The following is a 20,981-nucleotide window of genomic DNA, read 5'->3' as shown; positions in this document are numbered from 1 at the left end:
CACCTTGAACTCGCCGCTGGCGAGAGACAGCCAGGCCAGGCCCAGCACGCCCTTGACCATGTTGACCGCCAGCACCAGGTTGTCGCGCTTGTCGTCCAGCAGCGCCGCGTCGGTCAGCGTGCCCGGCGTGACGATGCGCACCACCTTGCGCTCCACCGGCCCCTTGGCCAGTGCGGGGTCGCCGATCTGCTCGGCGATGGCCACCGATTCGCCCATCTTCACCAGCCGCGCCAGGTAGCCTTCGGCGGCGTGGTAGGGGATGCCGGCCATCTTGATCGGCACGCCGGCGCTGGCGCCGCGCGCGGTCAGCGTGATGTCCAACAGCCGCGCCGCTTTTTCCGCATCCTCGTAGAACAGCTCGTAGAAGTCGCCCATGCGGTAGAACAGCAGCTTGTCTGCGTGGTCGCGCTTCAGGGAGAAATATTGGGCCATCATCGGGGTGTGCTGGGGCGTGCTCATCGGGTGTCGGGCTCTGCTCTTGGTCTGTCTGGAAAAATGCGTAACGCCCCGGTGAAGGCGGGGCGTTGGAATCGCCGCCATTCTAACGCGCGGCGGCGGGGGTGTCAGCCGCCGCCGGCTGCGGCAGAATGGCGTCATCGCCATTGGAGAACCCGTCATGTCCGATCTCGACCCGCAATCCACGCTGCGCCGCTTGTTTGACGCCGCCGTCGCCAGCGCGATGCCGGAACGGCTGGCCGATCATTTGCCGCCGCCTCCGATAGGGCGCACCGTGGTTGTCGGCGCCGGCAAGGCCGCAGCGGCGATGGCGCGGGAGTTGGAGCGGGTATGGCCGGGAGAATGGTCCGGCGTGGTGGCGACGCGCTACGGCCACGCTGTGGCGACCGAACGGATCGCGGTGCTGGAGGCGTCGCACCCGGTGCCGGACGAGGCGGGCGGCGCGGCCGCGCGGCGGATACTGGAAGCAGTGAGCGGGCTGACAGCCGACGATCTGGTGATCTGCCTGCTGTCCGGCGGGGGATCTGCCTTGCTGACCTTGCCGGCCGATGGCGTCAGCCTGGAGGACAAGCAGGAGGTCAGCCGGCAATTGCTGGCCTGCGGCGCCGGCATCGACGAGATGAATACGGTGCGCAAGCATCTATCCGCGATCAAGGGCGGGCGGCTGGCGCTGGCCTGCGCGCCGGCCAGGCTGGTGACGCTGGCGATTTCCGACGTGATCGGCGACGATCCGGCGGTGATCGCCTCCGGGCCGACCGCAGCGGACCCAAGCACCTATGCAGACGCCCGCGCGGTGGTTGCCAAATATGGTTTGACCTTGCCGCCCGCCGCAACGGCATTGCTGGCGGCGGAGCCGGACGAGACGCCCAAGCCCGGCGACGCCAGGCTGTCGCATGCCGAATACCGGCTGATCGCGACGCCGCAGCTGGCCTTGCGGGCGGCGGCGGCCGAGGCGGAGCGGCTGGGCTTGAACGTGCTGCTGCTGGGCGACAGCATAGAGGGCGAAGCGCGCGAGGCGGCCAAGGTCCACGCCGGCATCGCGCGTCAGATCGCAGCGCATGGCTCGCCGGTGGCCAGACCGGCGCTGATCCTGTCCGGCGGCGAAACCACGGTGACCTTGCGCGGCAAGGGCAGGGGCGGGCGCAACAGCGAGTTCCTGCTCTCGCTGGCCATCGCGCTGAACGGCCTGCCGGGCGTTTACGCGCTGGCGGCGGACACCGACGGCATAGACGGCAGCGAGGACAACGCCGGCGCGTTGATGGCGCCGGACACGCTGGCGCGGGCGGCGGCGCTGGGCGTGGATGCTGGCGCGCGGCTGGCGGACAACGATGGCTATGGCTTCTTCGCCGCGCTGGGCGATCTATTGATCACCGGCCCTACGCATACCAACGTCAACGATTTCCGCGCGATTCTGCTGTTGTAATCGCCTGTTCAAGATGTTTGAACAGCGAAACTAGGGAGCTGAATAGGCAAATGGCGAGAGGGGGGGCGGATTCAACGCCGCGCCGCTGGCGCGCAGCAGGCATTGAACCGTTTCTCAGACCTTGAAGCGCCCGGCCAGGCCGACCAGCCGCTGAGCGATGGCCTGCAGCTCTCCTGCGGTTTCCGCGCTGTCCCTGACCGCCATGCTGTTTTGTTCCGACATCTTCGACACCTGCTCCACGCTCTGCGCCAGCGTCTGGCTGGCGCTGCTTTGCTCGCGCAGCGAGGACGTGATCTGGTGGATGCTGTCCAGCACGTCGTCCACGCAGTGGCGGATATTGTCCATGCTGGTGCCGGCCTCGCGGGCGCGCTGCTGGCCGTCCATGATGGCCTTCATGCCCAGCTGCATGCTGTCGTTGCCTTTTTGCGCGGTGTTCTGGATCTGGTTGACGATATTGCTGATCTCGGTGGTGGACAGCGCGGTGCGTTCCGCCAGCTTTCTCACTTCGTCGGCGACCACGGCGAAGCCGCGGCCCATCTCGCCGGCGCGCGCCGCCTCGATCGCCGCGTTCAGCGCCAGCAGATTGGTCTGTTCGGCCACGTCGCGGATCACGTCGACGATGCCGGCGATGGATTCGGACTGCTTGCCCAGATCGGTGATGGTGTCCGACACCGATGAGACGTCGCGCACAATGCCGTCCATGCTGCTGGCGGTGGCGGCGATGACCCGGTTGCCGTCCGAGGAGCGGCTGGCGGCGTCGGTGGACAACCGGTCGGCCTGTTCGGATTGAGTCGCGCATTCCGACAAGCTGGTGCTCAACTGCTCTATCGACGCGGCCATGCTGGCGGCCGCCTCGTTCTGCCGGGCGCTGCCGGCGGTGATGCTCTGCGCGCTGTGCGCCATCGCGTCGGCGGCCCGATTGACCTCGCTCGAGGTGTCCAGCAACTGGGTCACGGTCTCGCGCAGCTGGTTGCGCATCTGGCGGATCGCCGCCAGCAGGCTGAGGTCGTCCCGGTCGCGAAGATGGATGCGGGTGTCCAGCCGGCCCGCTGCCAGCTGTTCCACCACTTGCTGCACATAAAGCGGCTCTCCGCCCAACTGCAGTGTGATGGACAGGTAGAGTTGGTGGAACAGGAAGATGGCCAGCAGCATGGAGGCGACGCCGATGGCGATATAGGTGTCGCGCTGGCTGGCGGTGCGGTCTATCCGCGCCTGCAGCAACTGGTCCAGCTGTTTCAGGCCGGCGGAGATGTAGACGGACACCGTTTCGGCGTCGGCGGCGCTGTGTCCCGCCACTTTCAGGCCGGCGGCGCCGGTCTTGCCGCCGACAGCGTCGTCTATCGCCGGCAGCTGGCTTTTGAGCGTCGCCGCCAGCTTGTCCGCCTGGGCCGACATGTCTGGCTTCAGGCTGGCGTTGTAGGCCACGGCCTTGGCGATGTCGCTGGCCAGGCCGTCATTGACCTCGGCGATCAGCGGCCGCAGCTCCACCAGGCGGTCGCGCTGGGCGGGATCTAGAGGATGGTTGGCCTCGGCCAGCGAGGCGATGGCGTTGGCTTCGCCCAGATGGCTGACCAGCGTGGTCAGCTTGGCGGTGGCGGCGTCCATCAGATAATAGGTGTCGATGTCCGGGTCCAGCGTCAGGTTGGAGTTGTCGCTGATGACGCCGATCAGATTGTTCAGCTTGTCGCTGAGATTGCCGTAGGCGGCGATCCATTGTGTAGGCTGGACGGACTGCGTGGCCTTCAGCTTGTCCCAGGCGGCGGCGGCGTCTTTCCAGGCGGCGTCGCTGGCCAGTTCCGGGCCCAGCCGGCCGTTGGCGTCCTGCAGCGCCTGCCATTTGGCTTGCAACTGCTGGGCGGCGGCGGGAAAGTCGTTTCTGGCCTGGGCCTCGCCCAGCGCCGCGCGCACCGCCAACTCCTGGCTATGCTGGGTCTGGGCCAGCATCGCGGTCAGCGGCTGCATGTAGGCGACGCCCACTTTTTCCTTGGCGGTGGATTCTATATTGTCCTGGTTGCTGCGGTACAGGCCGTAGACCAGATACAACAGCGCCGCGGCGAACAGCACGCCGATCACGGCGAAGCGTTGCGGGTAGCTCAGGCGCTGCATCAGCCTGACGATGGGCGTGGACATGGAGCGGCTCCTTGCGAAAGCGGGCTGCCGCGCCAATTTTCGCCCGGCACGCTTGCATACCCTTTGTATAAGTGATTTTGCTTATCACACAGGGAAAAATATCCGCTACCCGCCTTATGGGCAGTCTCGCCCGGAACGAAGGAGCGCGCCGGGGGAAAGCCCGGCGCCAAGAAGGGGGTCAGATGGTCTTGGAGTAGCGGGCGCGGGTTTCGCGTTCGCGCAGATGGCGGTCGAAGATCATCGCGATATTGCGGATCAGAAAGCGGCCCTGGGGCTCCACCATCAGGAAGTCGCCGTCGAAGGAGAGCAGGCCCTGTTGCTGGAATTCGCGTATCTGTGGCATTTCCGCCGCAAAATATTGGGCGAAATTGATGCCGTGGATTTCTTCTATCGCTTCCACCGATAGCGCGAAACGGCACATCAGGCTCTGGATGATGGTCCGGCGCAGCACGTCGTCGTTGTCCAGCGTCAGTCCGCGAACCACCGGCAGCCGGCCCTGGTCCAGCGCCGCGTAATAGCCATCCAGCGTCTTGTCGTTTTGGCTGTAACAGGAGCCCACCTTGCCGATGGAGGAGACGCCGAAGGCCAGCATGTCGCAATCGGAATGGGTGGAATAGCCCTGGAAGTTGCGTTGCAGCCGGCCCTGGCGCAGGGCGATGGCCAGCTCGTCGTCGGGCTTGGCGAAATGATCCATGCCGATGAACACGTAGCCGGCGTCGGTCAGCGTCTTCACCGCGTCTTGCAGGATGTCCAGCTTGACCGCGGCCGGCGGCAGATCCGCCTCATTGATGCGCCGCTGCGGCATGAATACGCTGGGCAGGTGGGCGTAGTTGTACAGCGACAGCCGGTCCGGATCCAGCGCCAGCGCCTTCTGCAGCGTGTCGCGCATGGTTTCGCGGCTTTGCAGCGGCAGGCCGTAGATCAGGTCCAGACTGACTGATTTGAATCCGCCTTCGCGCGCCGCTTCGATCACCGCGCGGGTTTCCTCTTCGGTCTGAATCCGGTTTACCGCGCGCTGCACCGCGGGATCGAAATCCTGTATGCCCACGCTGACGCGGTTGAAACCATATCCTGCCAATTTCAGCATGGTTTCACGTTTTACCTTGCGCGGATCAATCTCTATGGAATATTCTCCGTCGCTCAGGAATTCGAAGTGGGTGCTCAGGATGCCCATCAGCCGCTCAAGCTGGGCATCGGACAGGAAGGTGGGCGTGCCGCCGCCGAAGTGCAGCTGTATCACTTTTTCCCGGATGCCCAGTTCCGCGGATACCAGGCGGATTTCCTTCTCCAGATAGTCCAGATACTGGTCCGCCTTGCCGCTATCCTTGGTGATGATCTTGTTGCAGGCGCAGTAATAACAGATGGTGTTGCAAAAAGGTATATGAGCGTACAATGATAGAGGCTTGCGGTTGGCGCCGATCTGGCGCTGACGCAATTTGTCCAGATAGTCTTGCGTCGAGAAATTAGACGTAAAACGATCTGCCGTCGGGTAGGATGTGTATCTAGGCCCCGCGCCATCCAGCCTCTCGATCAACTCGCGATCGAAGACAAAATGGGCGGGAGAGAAGGGGTGGGTAGTTTTCATGTCGTATTCGGATGGTAAAACTTCTGGAGGACTGGTAAATTTGCGAAAAATTAGTGAATTCCGCCTTGATAAGGGTCAAGCTTCGCCGGCTTGCACATACAGCATGTCTGAACAAAACCAAACCTCCCTGCATACGCTGAAAATTTCCTGCTCCAGCTGCAGCCTGCGCGAGCTATGCCTGCCTGTCGGTCTGAACCGCGAGGAAATGGGCCAGCTGGACGCGGTGATCCGCCAGAGCCGCCGCCTGAAGCGCGGCGAATACCTGTTCCGCAGCGGCGAGTCCTTCAAGTCGCTGTACGCGATTCGCACCGGCTTCTTCAAAACCTGTGTCGCCAGCCAGGATGGCCGCGAGCAGGTGACCGGCTTCCTGATGTCGGGCGAGCTGATGGGGCTGGACGGCATTTCTTCCAGCAACCACAGCTGCGACGCGGTGGCGCTGGAGGACAGCGAAGTATGCGAGCTGCCGTTCACCCGGATGGAGTCGCTGTCCCGCGACATCCCCAGCCTGCAGCACCACTTCTACCGCCTGATGAGCCGCGAGATCGTGCGCGACCAGAACGTGATGCTGCTGCTGGGCAATATGAAGGCGGAGGAGCGCATCGCCGCCTTCCTGCTGAACTTGTCGCAGCGGCTGTCCACCCGGGGCTTCGCCGCCAACGACTTCATCCTGCGCATGAGCCGGGAAGAGATCGGCAGCTTCCTCGGCCTGAAGCTGGAAACGGTCAGCCGCACGCTGTCCAAGTTCCAGCAGCAGGGCTGGATCACCGTCGATCACAAGCACATTCAGCTGGTGCTGGTAGACGAGCTGAAAAACCTGATTTCAGGCTGCATGCACGCCGACGGCCACTAAGGCTGTCCGGAATCGGCAATCAAGGCAGGCGCGACGCCTGCCTTTTTTCATGTCCGCGAGATTTTGAGCTTCAGCGCCGCAAGACGCTCGGGGTCCGGCCAGCCGGGCGGGACGGCGAAGCCGCGCGCGACCTCGCGCCACAGGCCGCCGCCTACCGCTCGCAGTTCGGCCAGCAACTGCGGCGCCGGCATCGTTTGCAGCCGCGCGCGCAGGGTGGCCTCGTCCTGCGTATCGGCTTCGGACAGCAGCGCGGGGGCGAGCCATGACAGCCTGGGCAGCCAGGCCCAGCGCGAATCGCCGCCGGCGCGCGGCCAGGGGGCGTCCCTCGGCGCGAGCCAGCCGCGCAGTTGATGGGGATTGAGCGGCGCGGGCGGAAACTGATCCGCCGGATAGAAGAACCAGCCGCAGAGCCGGGCCGCGGCGCGGCAGTCCTGAAAACCGTCCGGCAGGATGGCAAGCGCGTCGGAATGGCGGGAAAGCCGCAATTGTGTTGTGGTTTTGGTCGCTTTCAAACGCCAGGCGTCATTGAGGCCGGGACCGACCAGATCGTCGGCGGTTTCGCCCAGCGAAAGGTAAAACTTGCTGGCTGTTTCCAGATGCCAGGGCTCGCCGTCCAGCAGCAGCAGGAAGTCGAACTCTCCGATCATCCGGCGCTCCCGGTTTATGACTTTCAGATTTTCAGCGATGAGGTCGATGTGTTTTACCTGGCGAAACCAGAAGGAGAAAAGCCGTTCGGCATATTGTCCCAGCCGTTTGGCGGGGGCGGCGGCCAGCCAGGCCTCGAGCTCGGCTGGCGCATGGTCCAGCCGGGCCAGCAGCGCCTCGCCGTCCGGCCCCAGCAATCGTTCCGGCGGCAGATCGGCGCCGCACAGCCAGGGCGAAGGAGAGGTCAGCAGAAAGGCGAGGTCGCGCACCGCCGGGCGCGCGTAGGGCAGGGCGAGGCCGGACTCAGTCGGCATCCCCGGGCCGGCCGGAGGCGGTGCGCTGCACCTGTTTGTAGAAGCCGCGCAGGATGTCGATCTCCTCGCGCAACATCCCGGCGCGGTGGAACATGGTGCGCATCCGGCGCATCAGCCGCTCGCTGTTGCGGCGCTGGAAGTAGCCGATTTCGTCCATCGCCTGTTCCAGGTGGCCGCACATGCCGTCCACCTCGCTCTGGGTCGCCGCCTCGCCCTCGGCGCGCAGGTATTCCACGTCCACGCCGGTGTGGCTGAACAGTTCGTAGGTCATCACCTGCACCGCCATCGCCAGGTTCAGCGAGAAGTAGTCGGGATTGCCGGGGATGGTCACCAGGCGGTTGCATTGCTCGACTTCCTCGATCGACAGGCCGAAGGTCTCGTTGCCGAACACCAGGGCCACCTGTTCGCCGTCGCGGGCGCGGGCGATCAATTCCGGCGTGGTCTGGCGCGGGGTGGACAGCGGCGTGGTCAATTCGCGGCGGCGGCTGGTCAGCGCGCAGGCGACGGTGACGTCGGACAGCGCCTCGGCCAGCGTGGAAACCACGGCGGCGTTTTCCAGCAGATCCACCGCGCCCGAGGCCAGCGTGTTGGCCTCGTCGCTGGGAAACACCTTGGGTTCGACCAGGTACAGGCGGCTCAAACCCATGGTTTTCATCGCGCGCGCGGCAGAGCCGATATTGCCCGGATGGTTGGGGCGGGCGAGCACCACGCGGATGTTTTTCAGAAAATCAGGTACTTGGGGTTTATTCATTGGCGTTTTCACATTAAAATAGCGGGCATATACCAAAAGCCCGCGCCCAGGCGTCGGGTTTTTTTGTTCCTTAACCCAGATTGTTACCGGCGGGTGTCGCGTCATCGACGGACACCCGCCCATCGTTCAAGTGTAGAGGCCGTCAATGCATCCGATGCTCAATGTCGCGGTTAAAGCCGCTCGCCGCGCAGGCAGTGTTATCCAGCGCGCGTCGCTCAACCTCGACGCCATCCGCGTAGAGAAGAAAAAGCACAATGACTTTGTGACCGAGGTGGATCGCGCCGCCGAAGACGCGATCATCAGCGTCATTCTCGAAGCCTATCCGAAGCACGCGATTCTAGCAGAAGAGTCCGGCGCCAAAGGCGTGGGTTCTTCCGAATACGAATGGATCATCGACCCGATCGACGGCACCACCAACTTCCTGCACGGCCATCCCCAGTACGCCATCTCGATCGCGCTGGCGCATAAGGGCCAGGTCCAGCAGGCGGTGGTCTACGACCCGAACCGCAACGATCTGTTCACCGCCTCGCGCGGCGTCGGCGCCTTCCTCAACGATCGCCGCATCCGCGTCTCCAAGCGCTTCATGATGAATGAGTGCGTGATCGGCACCGGTTTCCCGGTTTCCGACCAGAGTTACCTCGACCAATACCTGGGCATGCTGAAAGACGTGATCGGCAAGACCGCCGGCGTGCGCCGCGAAGGCGCCGCGTCGCTGGACCTGTGCAACGTCGCCTGCGGCCGCACCGAAGGCTTCTTCGAGCTGAACCTGAAGCCGTGGGACATCGCGGCCGGCAGCCTGATCGTGCAGGAAGCGGGCGGCATCGTCACCGACCCCACCGGCGAGCAGGGCTGGTTCGAGTCCGGCGACATCGTCGCCGGCAGCCCGAAGGTGCTGGCCCAGTTGCTGCATCTGCTGGCGCCGCACGTAAGCAAGTAAGCGGATAGATGATCCAAACAAACGGCAGACCGCCCGGTCTGCCGTTTTTTTATGCCCGCAAGCACAGAGAGCGGAACTGTTGCCATCGCCGCGACTCTAGGTTCAATATACCCAATGGGGGTATTAAGGCCTTAGACAGGCTCTGAATGGAGCGCGCGATGCAAAGACGTCAAATGATGCGATGGGGGGCCGCGCTGGCCCTGGCGCCGTGGTGGCTCAGGCCGGCGGCGGCCGAGTCCGCCCATGCCGGCCACGGGGCGATGGCGATGGGAGAGGCGACGCCGGATGCGACGGCCCTGGGTTTGGCCAGGGGCTTGCCGCTGCCGGAGCTGAAGCGGCTGCCGCTGGAGCGCAAGGACGGCGCATTGCAGGGCTGCCTGACCGCAGCCGCGGTGAGCTTGCCCTTGCTGCCCGGCAAGCCGGCGACGGCGTTCTGGGCTTACAACGACAGCGTGCCGGGCCCGGCGATCGAGTTGTCCGAGGGCGAGACGCTGGCCCTGCGCTTCGACAACCGCCTGCCGCAGCCTACCACCGTGCATTGGCATGGCCTGCCGATTCCGGCCGACCAGGACGGCAATCCGCATGATCCGGTTCAACCCGGCCAGGGCCGAGACTATCGTTTCTCTCTGCCGGCCGGCAGCGCCGGCAGCTACTGGTACCACCCGCATCCGCACGGCCACACCGCCGAGCAGGTATACCGCGGCCTCGCCGGCGTGTTCGTGGTGAGAGGCCGCGACGATCCGCTGGCCCATCTGCCGGAGCGCTGGCTGGTGCTGTCGGACCTCAAGTTGGACGAAGACGGCAAGATCGCCGCCAACAGCGACGCCGACAAGATGGATGGCCGCGAGGGACAGTTCGTGCTGGTCAACGGCGCGTGGCATCCCAGGCTGGAACTGGGGCGCGGCGAGCGCCAGCGCTGGCGGATCTGGAACGCCACCAGCGCGCGGGTGCTGAAGCTGGCGCTGCCGGCGCACGAGGTCTGGCTGGTCGGGACCGACGGCGGGCTGATCGAAAAGCCGCGCCGCATCGAATCTCTCGTGCTGCCGCCGGGCGCGCGCGTCGAGCTGGCGGTCACCGGCCGCTTCGCCGCCGGCAAGCCGGCCGGCCTGGTCGCGTTGCCGTACGCGCGCGGCAAGATGATGGGGCCGGAGCAGGACAAGGCATTGCCCTTGCTGGACATTGAAGCCGGGAGCGCGGCAGTCACCGCCTCTTTGCCGGCAAGTCTGCGCCGGATCATTCCGCTGCTCAAGCCCTCGGTGACGCGACGCGTGGTCTTCAGCGAGGATATGGCCAATCCGGCGGCGATGTTCCTGATCAACGGAAAGACCTTCGACATGGACCGGATGGATTTCACCGGCAAGGTCGGCGTGGTGGAAGAGTGGGAAATCGACAACCGGGCCGACATGGACCATCCCTTCCACCTGCACGGCACCCAGTTCCAGGTGACGGAACGGCATGACGGCAAGGGGTGGCGGCGCGAGCCCTACCTGGCCTGGCGCGATGTGGTCAACGTGCCGCCGGAGCAGAAGGTGAGGCTGCGCTTCCGCCAGGACATGCCGGGGCCGCGGATGTTCCACTGCCACATCCTGGAGCACGAGGACGCCGGCATGATGGGAACGCTGGATGTCCGTGCCTAGCGCGATGGGATGGGCGATAATGCCGATATGAAAAATCCAGGAACCGTCATGGGCGATACACATTCTCCCCAGGAGTGCTGCCATGAGGCGGCGCAGGCCGAGCGCAGCGTGGTGCAGCCCGGCAAGGCCGCGCTGCTGAAGCGCCTGGCGCGGATCGAGGGCCAGGTGCGCGGCATCAGCGGCATGATCGAGTCCGACCGCTACTGCGTGGACGTGCTGACCCAGGTGGCGGCGGTGAAGTCGGCGCTGGACGCGGTGGCGCTGCAGTTGCTGGAGAACCACATGAAGGGCTGCGTTTCACGCGCGCTGCAGCAGGGCGACGCCACCGGCATGGTGACCGAGCTGATCGATGTGGTGAAGAAGGTGCGTTGAAACAAAGCCTTGAGAAAGCCCGCATTGGCGGGCTTTCGTTTCTTTAACCGGGAGTCGGAAATGAAAAAACTGGCCTGTATCGCGCTGTTGTTCGCCGGCGCCGCCCACGCGGCGCCGATTCCGTTCGAAACCTACATCAAGCTGCACAATGGCATGCTGGAAGCCGAAGTCGTGTCCATGGTGGGCGCGCCGGATTACGGCAGCGACAGCAATCAGGGCAGGCTCGCCAGCGGCGTGACCACAGTGTCCACCACCCGCCAGTTGTCCTGGCTGGCCAACGGCCAGATTCCCTACACCACCATCGTCACGCTGCGCGACGGGGTGGTGGTGGATATCAAGCGCGACAAGAAGTTGTAAATCCGCCGCGGTTTGCCGGCGCAGCGCGTTGATGTTTCTGAATAAATGCGCCTAAAGTTTGCCTGGTCGCGGCAAAGTGCGTAGAATGCTGCGGTTTACTACCTTGCCTTTCGCAATCGCATGGCGGAAGGCTACGAATAGCCAAAAGGAGTTCACATGCGCCATTACGAAATCGTGTTCATCGTGCACCCGGACCAGTCCGAACAGGTCCCGGCCATGATCGAACGCTACAAGGGTATGGTTCTGGCCGCCGAAGGCAAGATCCACCGTCTGGAAGACTGGGGCCGCCGCCAACTGGCTTACCCGATCCAAAAGCTGCACAAAGCTCACTACGTTCTGATGAACGTTGAGTGCCAGTCGGAAACCCTGGCCGAGATCGAGCACGCCTTCAAGTTCAACGACGCTGTTCTGCGTCACCTCAGCATCAAGCTGGACCGCGCCATCACCGACGCGTCCCCGATGATGAAGGACGAAAAGGCTAAAAACCTGCTGGACGCCCAGCAGCCGGCAGCCGAGGCCGAAGCTTCTGCCTAATAGGCAGAGGTAACGGACTTGCAGAACCGTCTGGTATTGACCGTCACGGTTGAACGCGAGGATGCGCTGAGATACACGCCCGCAGGCTTGCCGGTAGTGGAAATGTGGCTCAAGCATCAGTCTAGACAGACAGCTGGCGGATTCGAACGCGATGTGGCCTGCGATATACAGGCCGTGTGGATAGGCGACGACGCCCGGAAGCATTCCGGGAAACTGGCGGGACAGGTGATCAACGTCACCGGATTCCTCGGCCAGCGCAGTCTGCGCAATCCGCGGTTGGTACTCAATATCGAATATGTTGAATTTGTAAAAGGTTAGTCAAAATGGCTCGTCAACTCTTCAAGCGCAAGAAGTTCTGCCGCTTCACGGCAGAAGGCATCAAGGAAATCGACTACAAATCCGTTGATCTCCTGAAAGATTTCATCGCCGAAAACGGCAAAATCATCCCGGCTCGCATCACCGGTACCAAGGCTCGCTACCAGCGTCAGCTGACCACCGCTATCAAGCGTGCTCGCTTCCTGGCTTTCCTGCCGTACACCGACCAGCACTAAGACCGGGAAAGGAACTTAAAAGATGCAAATCATTCTGCTCGAAAAAGTTGCCAACCTGGGTCAACTGGGTGACGTGGTCAACGTGAAGAACGGCTTCGCCCGCAACTTCCTGATCCCGCAAGGCAAAGCCAAGCGCGCTACCGAAGCCAACCTGAAAGAGTTCGACGCTCGCCGCGCCGAACTGGAAGCCAAGCAAGCCGAAATCCTGGCCGACGCCAAGGTTCGCGCCGAGAAGCTGAACGAAGCCGTGATCACCATCGCCCAGAAGGCTGGTGTGGACGGTCGTCTGTTCGGCTCCGTGACCAACGTGGACGTGGCTGAAGCCGTGACCGCGTTCGGCGTGGAAGTGAAGCGTTTCGAAGTTCGCCTGCCGAACGGCCCGTTCAAGGCCATCGGCGAGTACGACATCGAGATCGCCCTGCACCACGACGTGGTTACCCCGATCAAGATCGTTGTGGTCGGCGAAGCTTAATTCCTGTTTCAGGAATCTTCGAGAAAAGCCCGCTTCGGCGGGCTTTTTCGCGTCTGGCGAAAATATGGTTGCGTAGCGCAACCTATATCGCTTATGGTTGCGTATCGCAACTGTAAAGAGACGCATGATGGACGAACGGGAGCTGCGCGCCTTGTCGCGCGACATCGTCAGGGAGCTGGGCATGCTGGCCGGCCGCTGCGGCGAGGTGGAGCTGAGCCCGGTGGAGGCGCATCTGCTGATCGAGCTGGAGGCGGGACCGGCCAGCAATCAGCAATTGGCCAGCCGTCTGCGGGTGGACAAGTCCAACAGCAGCCGGCCGCTGCAGCGGCTGGCCGAGCGCGGGCTGATCGCCTGGCTGGCGGACCCGGCAGACGGCCGCAGCAAGCAGGCCGAGCTGACCGGCCAAGGCCGCGACTGGCTGCGGCGCCTGCATGCGGCGATGGACGCCGATATGGCGCGGGTGCTGGCGCAACTGGACCCGCCGGAGCGGGCGGCGCTGGAGGACGGCTTGCGCGTCTATCGCCGGGCGTTGCTGCATGCCGACCGGCAGCGCGGTTACGCGATCCGGCCGCTGGCGGCGGCGGACAACGGCGCGCTGGCGGCGCTGATCCGGCGGGTGTCGGCCGAATACGGCCTGGGGGAGGGCTGCAGCTTTCTCGATCCGCAGCTGGACGCGCTGCATCCGGTTTACGACCGGCCGGGCTCGCGCTACCTGGTGGTGATCGCCCCGGACGGGCGGCTGCTCGGCGGCGGCGGCATCGCGCCGCTGGCGGGGGGCTCGGCCGGCGTTTGCGAGCTGCAGAAGATGTATTTCGACGCCGCGCTGCGCGGCCGCGGCCTGGGACGGCGTTTGCTGCGGCTGTTGCTGGACGAGGCGCGGGCGCAGGGCTATCGGCAGAGTTATCTGGAAACGACCGCCGCGCTGGGCGAGGCGACGGCGCTGTACGCGTCCGAGGGCTTTGCCCGGCTGGACGCGCATTGGGGCGATACCGGCCATGGCGCTTGCGAGATCGCGATGGCGCGCGATTTGTAGGAATATCAGAATACTCTGATCGTGGACAATCCGCGGATGTTGGCTTATTGCGACAATATGAGCCTGACAATGCAGAAAGTCGCATCATGGTATACCTGCAACTCGTAGTCGTGCTGGGGCTGATCTTCCTCGGCGTGCGCATGGGCGGCATCGGGTTGGGCGTCACCGGCGGCGCCGGCCTGTTCATCCTGACCTTCGTCTTCGGCCTCAAGCCAGGCCACGCGCCGATAGACGTGATCCTGATAATCATCTCGGTCATCACCGCGTCGGCGGCGCTGCAATCGGCGCGCGGGCTGGACTATATGGTGGGCGTGGCCGCGCGGCTGTTGCGGCGCAATCCCCGCCACATCGTGCTGCTGGCGCCGCTGGTGGGCTGGCTGTCCACCTTTCTCGCCGGCACCGGCTTCATCGCGCTGGCGCTGATGCCCATCGTGGTGGAAGTGGCCGAGAAGACCGGCATCCGGCCGGAACGGCCGCTGGCCGGCCTGACCGTGGCGTCGCAGAACGCCATCGTCGCCTGCCCGGTATCGGCCGCCACGGTGGCGCTGGCCACGGTGCTGGCGCCGCACGGCGTCGCGCTGACCGACATCATCATGATCAGCATCCCGGCGACGCTGCTGGGCGCGCTGGCGGGCGGCGCGGTTATGTTGCGCTACGGCTGCGAGCTGGCCGATGACCCGGTCTACCGCCGCAGGCTGGAAGAAGGGCGGGTCAGCCGGCCGCAAGCCAGCTCGGACGAGGCCTTGCCGCGCACCGCCGCCTGGTCGGTATACGGTTTCCTGTTCACCGTGGCGCTGATCGTATGCCTGGCCGCCATGCCCCAGCTGCGGCCGGCCTGGCCCGGCGCCAAAGGCATGGAGCCGGTGGCGATGGTGGATGTGATCCAGATGTGCATGCTGGCTTATTCCGCGCTGGCGGTATTGGCGTGCAAGGCCGATCTGCAGGCCATGGTGTCCGGCAGCATGTTCCGTTCCGGCGCGGTGGCGGCGGTGACCATCCTGGGCGCGGCGTGGATGAGCGATACCTTCATCCAGGCCAATCTGCCGCTGTTCAAGCACAACATCGTCGGCATCATCGAATCGGCGCCGTGGCTGTTCGCCTTCGCGGTGTTCACGATGGCGGTGATTCTGTTCAGCCAGGGGGCGACCACCAAGGTGATGATGCCGCTGGGGGTGTCGCTGGGCATCGCGGCGCCGGTGCTGATCGCCATTTATCCAGCTGTGGTGGGCGTCTATGTGCTGCCCAGCTATCCCAGCCTGATCGCCGCGGTGGAGATGGATTACACCGGCACCACCCGCATCGGGCGCTGGGTGTTCAACCACAGCTTCATCGTGCCGGGCCTGGTGAGCACCGCGGTGTCGATCGCGGCGGGGTTCGGGCTGATGGCGCTGCGGTGATTCAGTCTTCCGTCTTCAGCACCACGCGGGCGCGCAAGCCGGGCGCGCCTTGTTCCGCGATGGCCAGCAGGCGGTCGATATTGGGATGGCTGCCGGGATGGGCGCGGGCGGAGGCGGTGTGTTCGGCGAACAGCTCCAGCCCCTCGCGCGCGGCCTTGCGGTCGATGTGGCCATGGCGTTTGACCAGCGCGTGGTAGACGCGCAGCGAGCCGGCGGTGCCGGGCAGGTTTTCCAGCCGGTGCATCGCTTCGCCTTCCGGGTTGAGCAAGACGATGGCTTCGATGCCGTCGGTGGCTGGCAGGGTTTGCAGAAGGTCCTGGAACGGGGCCATGGTCATTCTCCTTGTTATGTGTGTTGCCTGTCCGTCTAGGATAAGGGCTAAAGATGACAGTTCTAGTGGACGGAATTCATTAAACTGACAGCAAGTGTTAACTAATGTTTCATATTGGTGCGTTTTATATCGGTATCGCACCGTAATGGTGCCAATTTTGGTGCTTCACCTTGATATGTTTGTTTGAAACGGCGTTTTCAAACGCAATGCAGGCTGGCACGCTGTTTGCTTTATCCATCCGGAGCTGTGAGCAGGGTCGGGAGGCCCGCGCGCCAGTCTGCAAAGGGGAGGATGAGAGCGGCAAAGCCGCCCTTGAACGGGGTTGTCGAAGAGGTAAGCTTCGACAACCCCGATTCATTTTAACGGCTCCGGTTTGCGCCAGCGGCTGGCATTGTCGAAACCTGTTCGAAGGATGGCGCGGCGGCGCGCTGTTTGCGAGGCGGGCATCCGGAAGAAGAGTGCCATCGGGAGTAGGGCGGACAGGCGGCGAAGCGCCGCCCATCAAGCCAGGCCGGCGAGCGCGGGCCTGCCGCTGAAACGTGGGCGCGGCGTGTTGCCAACGGCATCGAAGCGCGGGTTCTCACGATCAAGGCCATGCCATGCATGGCCTTTTTTGCGGCCTTCTTAATGACGATGGCTTGTGGTCAAGCCTACAGATCAGACTTTGTTCATCTTGACTCGAACTATCTTCGGCAACTATGATTCATATCAAAGTTTCAGAAATTACTGAAAGTTGAGAATGTCATGAATATTCCACCTCTGGTGCAGGCCTTCGTGCTGCACTTCGGCGAGATGGGCAGCCGTTGGGGCATCAACCGCACCGTCGGCCAGATCTACGCCTTGTTGTACGTATCGGAAAAACCGCTGAACGCCGACGAGATCGGCGAGGCGATAGGCTGTTCCCGCTCCAACGTCAGCATGGGGCTGAAGGAGCTGCAGTCGTGGCGGCTGGTCAAGCTGCAGCACTTTCCCGGCGACCGCCGCGAATACTTCTCCACCCCGGAGGACGTGTGGCTGATCTTCAAAACCCTGGCCGAGGAGCGCAAGAAGCGCGAGGTGGAGCCGACGCTGACCATGCTGCGCGGCGCCATCATGGAAAGCCCGGCCAGCGAGGCCGAGCAGCACGCGCAGGCCAGGATGAAGGAGATGTACCAGCTGATCGAACTGGTCACCACCTGGTTCTCCGACATCCAGCATATGGACGTGGAAACCCTGCAGCGGCTGATGAAGCTGGGCTCGCAAGTGCAGAAGGTGCTGCAATTCACCCAATCCCTGTCCCGTCTGGGCAACCGCGACCATGACCGGGAGCACGCCGAATGATGACTGAAATCGACCCCGTCACGCTGGCGCGCATCCAGTTCGCCACCAATATCAGCTTTCACATCCTGTTTCCCACCATCAATATCGCGATGGCCTGGGTGCTGCTGTTCTTCAAGGTGCGTTTCCGCCAGACCGGCGACCAGGGCTGGATGGACGCCTACGGCTTCTGGGTGAAGATCTTCGCGCTGTCGTTCGCGCTGGGCGTGGTGTCCGGCGTGACGATGAGCTTCCAGTTCGGCACCAACTGGCCGGGCTATATGCAGACGGTGGGCAATATCGCCGGTCCGCTGCTGGCCTACGAGATACTGACCGCTTTCTTCCTGGAGGCCGGTTTCCTCGGCATCATGCTGTTCGGGCGGAGCCGGGTGCCGGAGAAGGTGCACACGTTGTCCACCTTGCTGGTGGCGGGCGGCAACACGCTGTCGGCGTTCTGGATCATCGCGCTCAATTCCTGGATGCAGACGCCGACCGGACACGTGATGCGCGACGGCCGCGCCCATGTGCTCAGCTGGATTGACGTGATCTTCAACCCGTCGATGCCGTACCGGCTGACCCACATGCTGCTGGCCTCCGGCCTGACCGTGGCTTTCCTGATCGCTGGCCTGTCCGCCTACCGCTACCTGCGCGGCGAGCGTGGCCGCGGCATGATGGTGGCCTTGAAGACCGGCGTGTTCCTGGCCGCGTTGCTGATTCCGCTGCAGATGTTCGTCGGCGACATGCATGGCCTCAACACCCTGAAGCACCAGCCGGCCAAGCTGGCGGCGATAGAAGGCATCTGGCATACCGAGAAGGATGTGCCGCTGCTGCTGTTCGCGCTGCCCAACGCCGAAACCCGCAGCAACGATTACGCCATCGGCGTGCCGCAGTTGGGCAGCCTGATCCTCACCCACCAGTGGGGCGGCGAGATCAAGGGCTTGAACGAGTTCGAGCAGCATCCGCCGGTGGCCAAGGTGTTCTGGAGTTTCCGCGTGATGGTGGCGATGGGCGGGCTGATGCTGCTGGCGTCGTGGCTGGCCGCCTGGCAGCTGAAGAAGCGCGGCGAACTGAATCCCAAGCTGGCGCGCCTGTTGGTGGCGATGACCTTTTCCGGCTGGATCGCCACGCTGGCCGGCTGGTTCGTCACCGAGATCGGCCGCCAGCCCTGGCTGGTGACCGGCATCCTCACCACCGCGCAGGCGGCGGGGGCGGCCACCGCGCCCATGCTGTTCACCTCGCTTGGCACCTATCTGACCTTGTACGCGCTGCTGCTGGTGGCCTATGTCTCGGTACTGTTCCACCTGGCGCGCAAGGCCGGCGCGCCTGAACTGGCGGCCGCCGCCCAACTGAAGGAGAAACTGGCATGAGCGAGGCTTATTACCTGCCGGCGGTATTCGCCGGGCTGATGGCGCTGGCGATGCTGGTGTACGTGGTGCTGGATGGCTTCGACCTTGGCGTCGGCATCCTGCTGCCGCTGGCCTGCGATGAGGAAAAGGATCTGATGATCGCGTCCATCGGGCCGTTCTGGGACGCCAACGAAACCTGGCTGGTGCTGGGCGCGGGCCTGCTGCTGGTGGCCTTCCCGCTGGCGCACGGCGTGGTGTTCGGCGCGCTGTATCTGCCGGTGCTGGCGATGCTGGTGGGGCTGATCCTGCGCGGCGTGGCCTTCGACTTCCGCGTCAAGGCGCAGGACCCGCACAAGCCGTGGTGGAACGCGGCCTTCGCCGGCGGCTCGATGCTGGCGGCGCTGGCCCAGGGCGTGATGCTGGGCCGCTATCTGACCGGCTTCGCCGACACCTCCACCTCCTGGCTGTTCTCTCTGGTGGTGGGCATCGGCCTGGCGCTGGCCTACGCGCTGCTCGGCGCCTGCTGGCTGGTGATGAAGGCCCATGGCGGCTTGCAGGCCAAGGCGATACGCTGGGCGCAGCTGAGCCTGTACGGCGCCGGCACCGCGGTGGTGGCGGTGTCGCTGGTGACGCCGCTGGCCAATCCGGCCATCGCCGCCAAGTGGTTCGCGCTGCCGCAATTCCTGCTGTTGCTGCCGCTGCCGCTGGGCACGCTGGCGCTGTTCGTGCTGCTGATCGCTTGCCTGCCCAGGCTGGCCCGCCGCCAGGCGGCCGGCAACGACAGCTTCTGCTGGCTGCCGTTCGCCGCCAGCGTCGGCATCGTGCTGCTGTCGTTCTGGGGCCTGACTTACAGCGTGTTTCCCGAGGTGGTGCTGGGCAAGATGACCATCTGGCAGGCGGCGGCGGACCCGGAGGCGCTATGGGTGATACTGTGGGGCGCCATCGTGGTGCTGCCCTGCATCATCGGCTACACCGCCTTCGCCTACCGGGTGTTCTGGGGCAAGGCCGACAAGCTCAGCTACCAATAGTTGAGAGGGAAAAACAAAAAAGCGCGCCATGCCGGCGCGCTTTTTTTGCGTCTTCATTCCTTTTTTGCGTCTTGATGCAAATTTAATGTCATATTATTGTAACGCTACTGTCATTTTGTCCGGCCACAATCCGCCGCGTGAATGCCAGCCGCCATAACGATAAATGGAGAAGCCGATGTCCCGAGCCCTGTCCCCCGCCTTACGCCGCGCCGCCGCGCTCGCGCCGCTGACGCTGGCCCTGTCCCTGCCGGCGCAGGCCGCCACCGAAATCCAGTTCTGGCATTCGATGGAAGGCTCGCTGGGCGACCGCGTCAACGCCATCGCCGCCCAGTTCAACGCCAGCCAGAAGGACTACAAGGTGGTGCCGGTGTACAAGGGCCAGTACGACGAGTCTCTGGCCGCGGCCATCGCCGCCTACCGCAGCGGCAACGCGCCCGCCGTCGTCCAGGTGTTCGAAGTGGGCACCGCCACCATGATCCAGGCCAAGAAAGCGGTCAAGCCGGTATACCAGGTGATGGCCGACGCCGGCGAGAAGCTGGACGAAAAAGCCTTCATCCCGGCGGTGGCCAGCTATTACAGCGACGCCAAGACCGGCCATCTGCTGTCCTTGCCGTTCAACAGCTCCACCCCGGTGCTGTACTACAACAAGGACGCGTTCAAGAAGGCCGGCCTGCCGGACGCGCCGCCCAAGACCTGGCCCGAACTGGCCGCCGCCGCCGCCAAGCTGAAGGCTTCCGGCATGCGCTGCGGCTACAGCACCGGCTGGCAGGGCTGGGTGCAGCTGGAGAACTTCAGCGCCTGGCACAGCCTGCCGTTCGCCAGCCAGGACAACGGCTTCGGCGGCAGCAACGCCACGCTGCAGTTCAACGGATCGGTCCAGGTCAAGCACATCGAATTCCTGGCCAAGATGGCCAAGGAGGGCACGTTCAGCTATGCCGGCCGCAAGGACGAGGCCACGCTGAAGTTCTATAGCGGCGAATGCGGCATCATGACCGGCAGCTCCGGCTCGCTGGCCAATATCCGCAAGAACGCCAAGTTCGCCTTCGGCATGGGCATGATGCCCTACGATCCGGCGGTGAAGGGCGCGCCGCAGAACGCCTTGATCGGCGGCGCCAGCCTGTGGGTGATGGCCGGCAAGTCCCCGGCCGAGTACAAGGGCGTGGCCCGCTTCTTCAAGATGCTGGTGTCGCCGGAGGTGATGGCCAAGTGGCACCAGGACACCGGCTACCTGCCGGTGGTGACCGCGGCTTACGATCTGTCGCGCAAGCAGGGCTTCTACGACAAGAACCCGGGCGCCGACATCGCCACCCGCCAGATGCAGAACAAGCCGCCCAAGTCCTATACCCGCGGCCTGCGCCTGGGCTATATGCCGCAGATCCGCACCGTGATGGACGAGGAGCTGGAGGAGGTGTGGACCGGCAAGAAGAGCGCCAAGGCCGCGCTGGACAGCGCCGTGCTGCGCGGCAACGAGCTGCTGCGCCGCTTCGAGAAAACCGCCAACTGATCCCTCCGGAAACGGGCGCGCCGCGAGGCCGC

22 protein-coding genes are annotated in these 20,981 nt (G+C 64.3%); 16 read left to right on the top strand and 6 right to left on the bottom strand.

From position 1 onward, the window contains the following. A partial coding sequence (locus tag VL52_RS12860; protein WP_046157400.1) for a MutS N-terminal domain-containing protein occupies positions 1 to 459 on the bottom strand: 459 nt, incomplete at its 3' end. A gap of 157 nt (positions 460 to 616) precedes the next feature. Between VL52_RS12860 and VL52_RS12855 the strand changes: the two genes are divergently transcribed. Continuing rightward, positions 617 to 1,879, top strand: a complete 1,263-nt coding sequence (locus VL52_RS12855) for a glycerate kinase type-2 family protein (RefSeq protein WP_046157399.1) — start codon at positions 617 to 619, stop codon at positions 1,877 to 1,879. A 114-nt stretch (positions 1,880 to 1,993) separates the two neighbouring features. Here the strand turns inward: VL52_RS12855 and VL52_RS12850 are convergent, their stop codons facing one another. Continuing rightward, on the bottom strand, positions 1,994 to 4,009 hold the full coding sequence (locus tag VL52_RS12850) for a methyl-accepting chemotaxis protein (RefSeq protein ID WP_046157398.1): 2,016 nt from the start codon (positions 4,007 to 4,009) through the stop codon (positions 1,994 to 1,996). Between the two features lie 178 nt (positions 4,010 to 4,187). Further along, the gene (gene hemN, locus VL52_RS12845) at positions 4,188 to 5,594 is read right to left on the bottom strand and encodes an oxygen-independent coproporphyrinogen III oxidase (protein WP_046157397.1); all 1,407 of its coding nucleotides are present in this window, start codon (positions 5,592 to 5,594) and stop codon (positions 4,188 to 4,190) included. 103 nt (positions 5,595 to 5,697) lie between these two features. Here hemN and fnr point away from each other — a divergent pair, with 103 nt between their 5' ends. Further along, a complete protein-coding gene (gene fnr / locus VL52_RS12840; protein WP_021476683.1) occupies positions 5,698 to 6,444 on the top strand; it encodes a fumarate/nitrate reduction transcriptional regulator Fnr in 747 nt (248 codons plus the stop codon). Positions 6,445 to 6,491: 47 nt separating this feature from the next. On the opposite strand, the gene VL52_RS12835 is transcribed toward fnr, so the two are convergent. Both VL52_RS12835 and VL52_RS12830 read right to left on the bottom strand, forming a co-directional pair. Next, the gene (locus VL52_RS12835; protein WP_046157396.1) at positions 6,492 to 7,403 is read right to left on the bottom strand and encodes a DUF1853 family protein; all 912 of its coding nucleotides are present in this window, start codon (positions 7,401 to 7,403) and stop codon (positions 6,492 to 6,494) included. Next, the gene (locus VL52_RS12830) at positions 7,393 to 8,154 is read right to left on the bottom strand and encodes an RNA methyltransferase (RefSeq protein WP_021476681.1); all 762 of its coding nucleotides are present in this window, start codon (positions 8,152 to 8,154) and stop codon (positions 7,393 to 7,395) included. The genes VL52_RS12835 and VL52_RS12830 overlap by 11 nt, the downstream gene beginning before the upstream one ends. 145 nt (positions 8,155 to 8,299) lie before the next feature. On the opposite strand from VL52_RS12830, the gene VL52_RS12825 reads away from it, so the two are divergent. From VL52_RS12825 to VL52_RS12780, 10 genes are all read left to right on the top strand, one after another. After that, complete coding sequence (locus VL52_RS12825) at positions 8,300 to 9,091, top strand: inositol monophosphatase family protein (protein ID WP_046157395.1); 792 nt, start codon at positions 8,300 to 8,302, stop codon at positions 9,089 to 9,091. 158 nt (positions 9,092 to 9,249) lie between these two features. Beyond that, the gene (locus tag VL52_RS12820; RefSeq protein WP_235429290.1) at positions 9,250 to 10,728 is read left to right on the top strand and encodes a multicopper oxidase family protein; all 1,479 of its coding nucleotides are present in this window, start codon (positions 9,250 to 9,252) and stop codon (positions 10,726 to 10,728) included. Between the two features lie 48 nt (positions 10,729 to 10,776). Continuing rightward, complete coding sequence (locus tag VL52_RS12815; protein WP_021476678.1) at positions 10,777 to 11,100, top strand: metal-sensitive transcriptional regulator; 324 nt, start codon at positions 10,777 to 10,779, stop codon at positions 11,098 to 11,100. A gap of 60 nt (positions 11,101 to 11,160) precedes the next feature. Continuing rightward, positions 11,161 to 11,457, top strand: coding sequence for a hypothetical protein (locus tag VL52_RS12810; protein ID WP_046157393.1), 297 nt, complete (start codon positions 11,161 to 11,163; stop codon positions 11,455 to 11,457). Between the two features lie 156 nt (positions 11,458 to 11,613). After that, on the top strand, positions 11,614 to 11,991 hold the full coding sequence (gene rpsF / locus VL52_RS12805; protein ID WP_021476675.1) for a 30S ribosomal protein S6: 378 nt from the start codon (positions 11,614 to 11,616) through the stop codon (positions 11,989 to 11,991). An 18-nt stretch (positions 11,992 to 12,009) separates the two neighbouring features. Then, positions 12,010 to 12,309: a primosomal replication protein N gene (gene priB / locus VL52_RS12800; RefSeq protein WP_021476674.1), complete on the top strand. Its 300-nt coding sequence runs from the start codon at positions 12,010 to 12,012 to the stop codon at positions 12,307 to 12,309. Positions 12,310 to 12,314: 5 nt separating this feature from the next. Further along, positions 12,315 to 12,542: a 30S ribosomal protein S18 gene (gene rpsR, locus VL52_RS12795; protein ID WP_011137185.1), complete on the top strand. Its 228-nt coding sequence runs from the start codon at positions 12,315 to 12,317 to the stop codon at positions 12,540 to 12,542. Positions 12,543 to 12,564: 22 nt separating this feature from the next. Further along, positions 12,565 to 13,014 carry a 50S ribosomal protein L9 gene (gene rplI / locus VL52_RS12790; protein ID WP_021476673.1) on the top strand — a complete coding sequence of 150 codons (450 nt, stop codon included), beginning with the start codon at positions 12,565 to 12,567 and terminating at the stop codon, positions 13,012 to 13,014. Positions 13,015 to 13,141: 127 nt separating this feature from the next. Beyond that, a complete protein-coding gene (locus VL52_RS12785) occupies positions 13,142 to 14,047 on the top strand; it encodes a MarR family transcriptional regulator (RefSeq protein ID WP_046157392.1) in 906 nt (301 codons plus the stop codon). A gap of 86 nt (positions 14,048 to 14,133) precedes the next feature. Further along, positions 14,134 to 15,444 carry an anaerobic C4-dicarboxylate transporter family protein gene (locus VL52_RS12780; protein WP_046157391.1) on the top strand — a complete coding sequence of 437 codons (1,311 nt, stop codon included), beginning with the start codon at positions 14,134 to 14,136 and terminating at the stop codon, positions 15,442 to 15,444. Position 15,445: 1 nt separating this feature from the next. On the opposite strand, the gene VL52_RS12775 is transcribed toward VL52_RS12780, so the two are convergent. Beyond that, on the bottom strand, positions 15,446 to 15,775 hold the full coding sequence (locus VL52_RS12775) for a DUF2322 family protein (protein WP_200896012.1): 330 nt from the start codon (positions 15,773 to 15,775) through the stop codon (positions 15,446 to 15,448). A gap of 744 nt (positions 15,776 to 16,519) precedes the next feature. On the opposite strand from VL52_RS12775, the gene VL52_RS12770 reads away from it, so the two are divergent. From VL52_RS12770 to ugpB, 4 genes are all read left to right on the top strand, one after another. After that, positions 16,520 to 17,095, top strand: coding sequence for a GbsR/MarR family transcriptional regulator (locus VL52_RS12770; protein WP_021476669.1), 576 nt, complete (start codon positions 16,520 to 16,522; stop codon positions 17,093 to 17,095). After that, a complete protein-coding gene (locus tag VL52_RS12765) occupies positions 17,092 to 18,438 on the top strand; it encodes a cytochrome ubiquinol oxidase subunit I (protein WP_046157389.1) in 1,347 nt (448 codons plus the stop codon). Before VL52_RS12770 ends, VL52_RS12765 begins: the two co-directional genes overlap by 4 nt. After that, positions 18,435 to 19,445, top strand: a complete 1,011-nt coding sequence (locus VL52_RS12760; protein ID WP_046157388.1) for a cytochrome d ubiquinol oxidase subunit II — start codon at positions 18,435 to 18,437, stop codon at positions 19,443 to 19,445. Before VL52_RS12765 ends, VL52_RS12760 begins: the two co-directional genes overlap by 4 nt. 175 nt (positions 19,446 to 19,620) lie before the next feature. Further along, positions 19,621 to 20,949, top strand: a complete 1,329-nt coding sequence (gene ugpB, locus VL52_RS12755; protein WP_046157387.1) for a sn-glycerol-3-phosphate ABC transporter substrate-binding protein UgpB — start codon at positions 19,621 to 19,623, stop codon at positions 20,947 to 20,949. Positions 20,950 to 20,981 lie beyond the last annotated feature (32 nt).

Source organism: Chromobacterium vaccinii, assembly GCF_000971335.1.
GTDB lineage: Bacteria > Pseudomonadota > Gammaproteobacteria > Burkholderiales > Chromobacteriaceae > Chromobacterium > Chromobacterium vaccinii.
Note: the sequence above shows the minus strand (reverse complement) of the source record. Positions and strands in the feature narration are given on the sequence as shown.

What these genes read in the sequence shown, in the direction of transcription:
- VL52_RS12855 (WP_046157399.1), top strand. Translation starts at nt 617, where the DNA reads ATGTCCGATCTCGACCCGCAATCCACGCTGCGCCGCTTGTTTGACGCC.
- VL52_RS12850 (WP_046157398.1), bottom strand. Translation starts at nt 4,009, where the DNA reads ATGTCCACGCCCATCGTCAGGCTGATGCAGCGCCTGAGCTACCCGCAA.
- hemN (WP_046157397.1), bottom strand. Translation starts at nt 5,594, where the DNA reads ATGAAAACTACCCACCCCTTCTCTCCCGCCCATTTTGTCTTCGATCGC.
- fnr (WP_021476683.1), top strand. Translation starts at nt 5,698, where the DNA reads ATGTCTGAACAAAACCAAACCTCCCTGCATACGCTGAAAATTTCCTGC.
- VL52_RS12835 (WP_046157396.1), bottom strand. Translation starts at nt 7,403, where the DNA reads ATGCCGACTGAGTCCGGCCTCGCCCTGCCCTACGCGCGCCCGGCGGTG.
- VL52_RS12830 (WP_021476681.1), bottom strand. Translation starts at nt 8,154, where the DNA reads ATGAATAAACCCCAAGTACCTGATTTTCTGAAAAACATCCGCGTGGTG.
- VL52_RS12825 (WP_046157395.1), top strand. Translation starts at nt 8,300, where the DNA reads ATGCATCCGATGCTCAATGTCGCGGTTAAAGCCGCTCGCCGCGCAGGC.
- VL52_RS12820 (WP_235429290.1), top strand. Translation starts at nt 9,250, where the DNA reads ATGCAAAGACGTCAAATGATGCGATGGGGGGCCGCGCTGGCCCTGGCG.
- VL52_RS12815 (WP_021476678.1), top strand. Translation starts at nt 10,777, where the DNA reads ATGGGCGATACACATTCTCCCCAGGAGTGCTGCCATGAGGCGGCGCAG.
- VL52_RS12810 (WP_046157393.1), top strand. Translation starts at nt 11,161, where the DNA reads ATGAAAAAACTGGCCTGTATCGCGCTGTTGTTCGCCGGCGCCGCCCAC.
- rpsF (WP_021476675.1), top strand. Translation starts at nt 11,614, where the DNA reads ATGCGCCATTACGAAATCGTGTTCATCGTGCACCCGGACCAGTCCGAA.
- rpsR (WP_011137185.1), top strand. Translation starts at nt 12,315, where the DNA reads ATGGCTCGTCAACTCTTCAAGCGCAAGAAGTTCTGCCGCTTCACGGCA.
- rplI (WP_021476673.1), top strand. Translation starts at nt 12,565, where the DNA reads ATGCAAATCATTCTGCTCGAAAAAGTTGCCAACCTGGGTCAACTGGGT.
- VL52_RS12785 (WP_046157392.1), top strand. Translation starts at nt 13,142, where the DNA reads ATGGACGAACGGGAGCTGCGCGCCTTGTCGCGCGACATCGTCAGGGAG.
- VL52_RS12780 (WP_046157391.1), top strand. Translation starts at nt 14,134, where the DNA reads ATGGTATACCTGCAACTCGTAGTCGTGCTGGGGCTGATCTTCCTCGGC.
- VL52_RS12775 (WP_200896012.1), bottom strand. Translation starts at nt 15,775, where the DNA reads ATGGCCCCGTTCCAGGACCTTCTGCAAACCCTGCCAGCCACCGACGGC.
- VL52_RS12770 (WP_021476669.1), top strand. Translation starts at nt 16,520, where the DNA reads ATGAATATTCCACCTCTGGTGCAGGCCTTCGTGCTGCACTTCGGCGAG.
- VL52_RS12765 (WP_046157389.1), top strand. Translation starts at nt 17,092, where the DNA reads ATGATGACTGAAATCGACCCCGTCACGCTGGCGCGCATCCAGTTCGCC.
- VL52_RS12760 (WP_046157388.1), top strand. Translation starts at nt 18,435, where the DNA reads ATGAGCGAGGCTTATTACCTGCCGGCGGTATTCGCCGGGCTGATGGCG.
- ugpB (WP_046157387.1), top strand. Translation starts at nt 19,621, where the DNA reads ATGTCCCGAGCCCTGTCCCCCGCCTTACGCCGCGCCGCCGCGCTCGCG.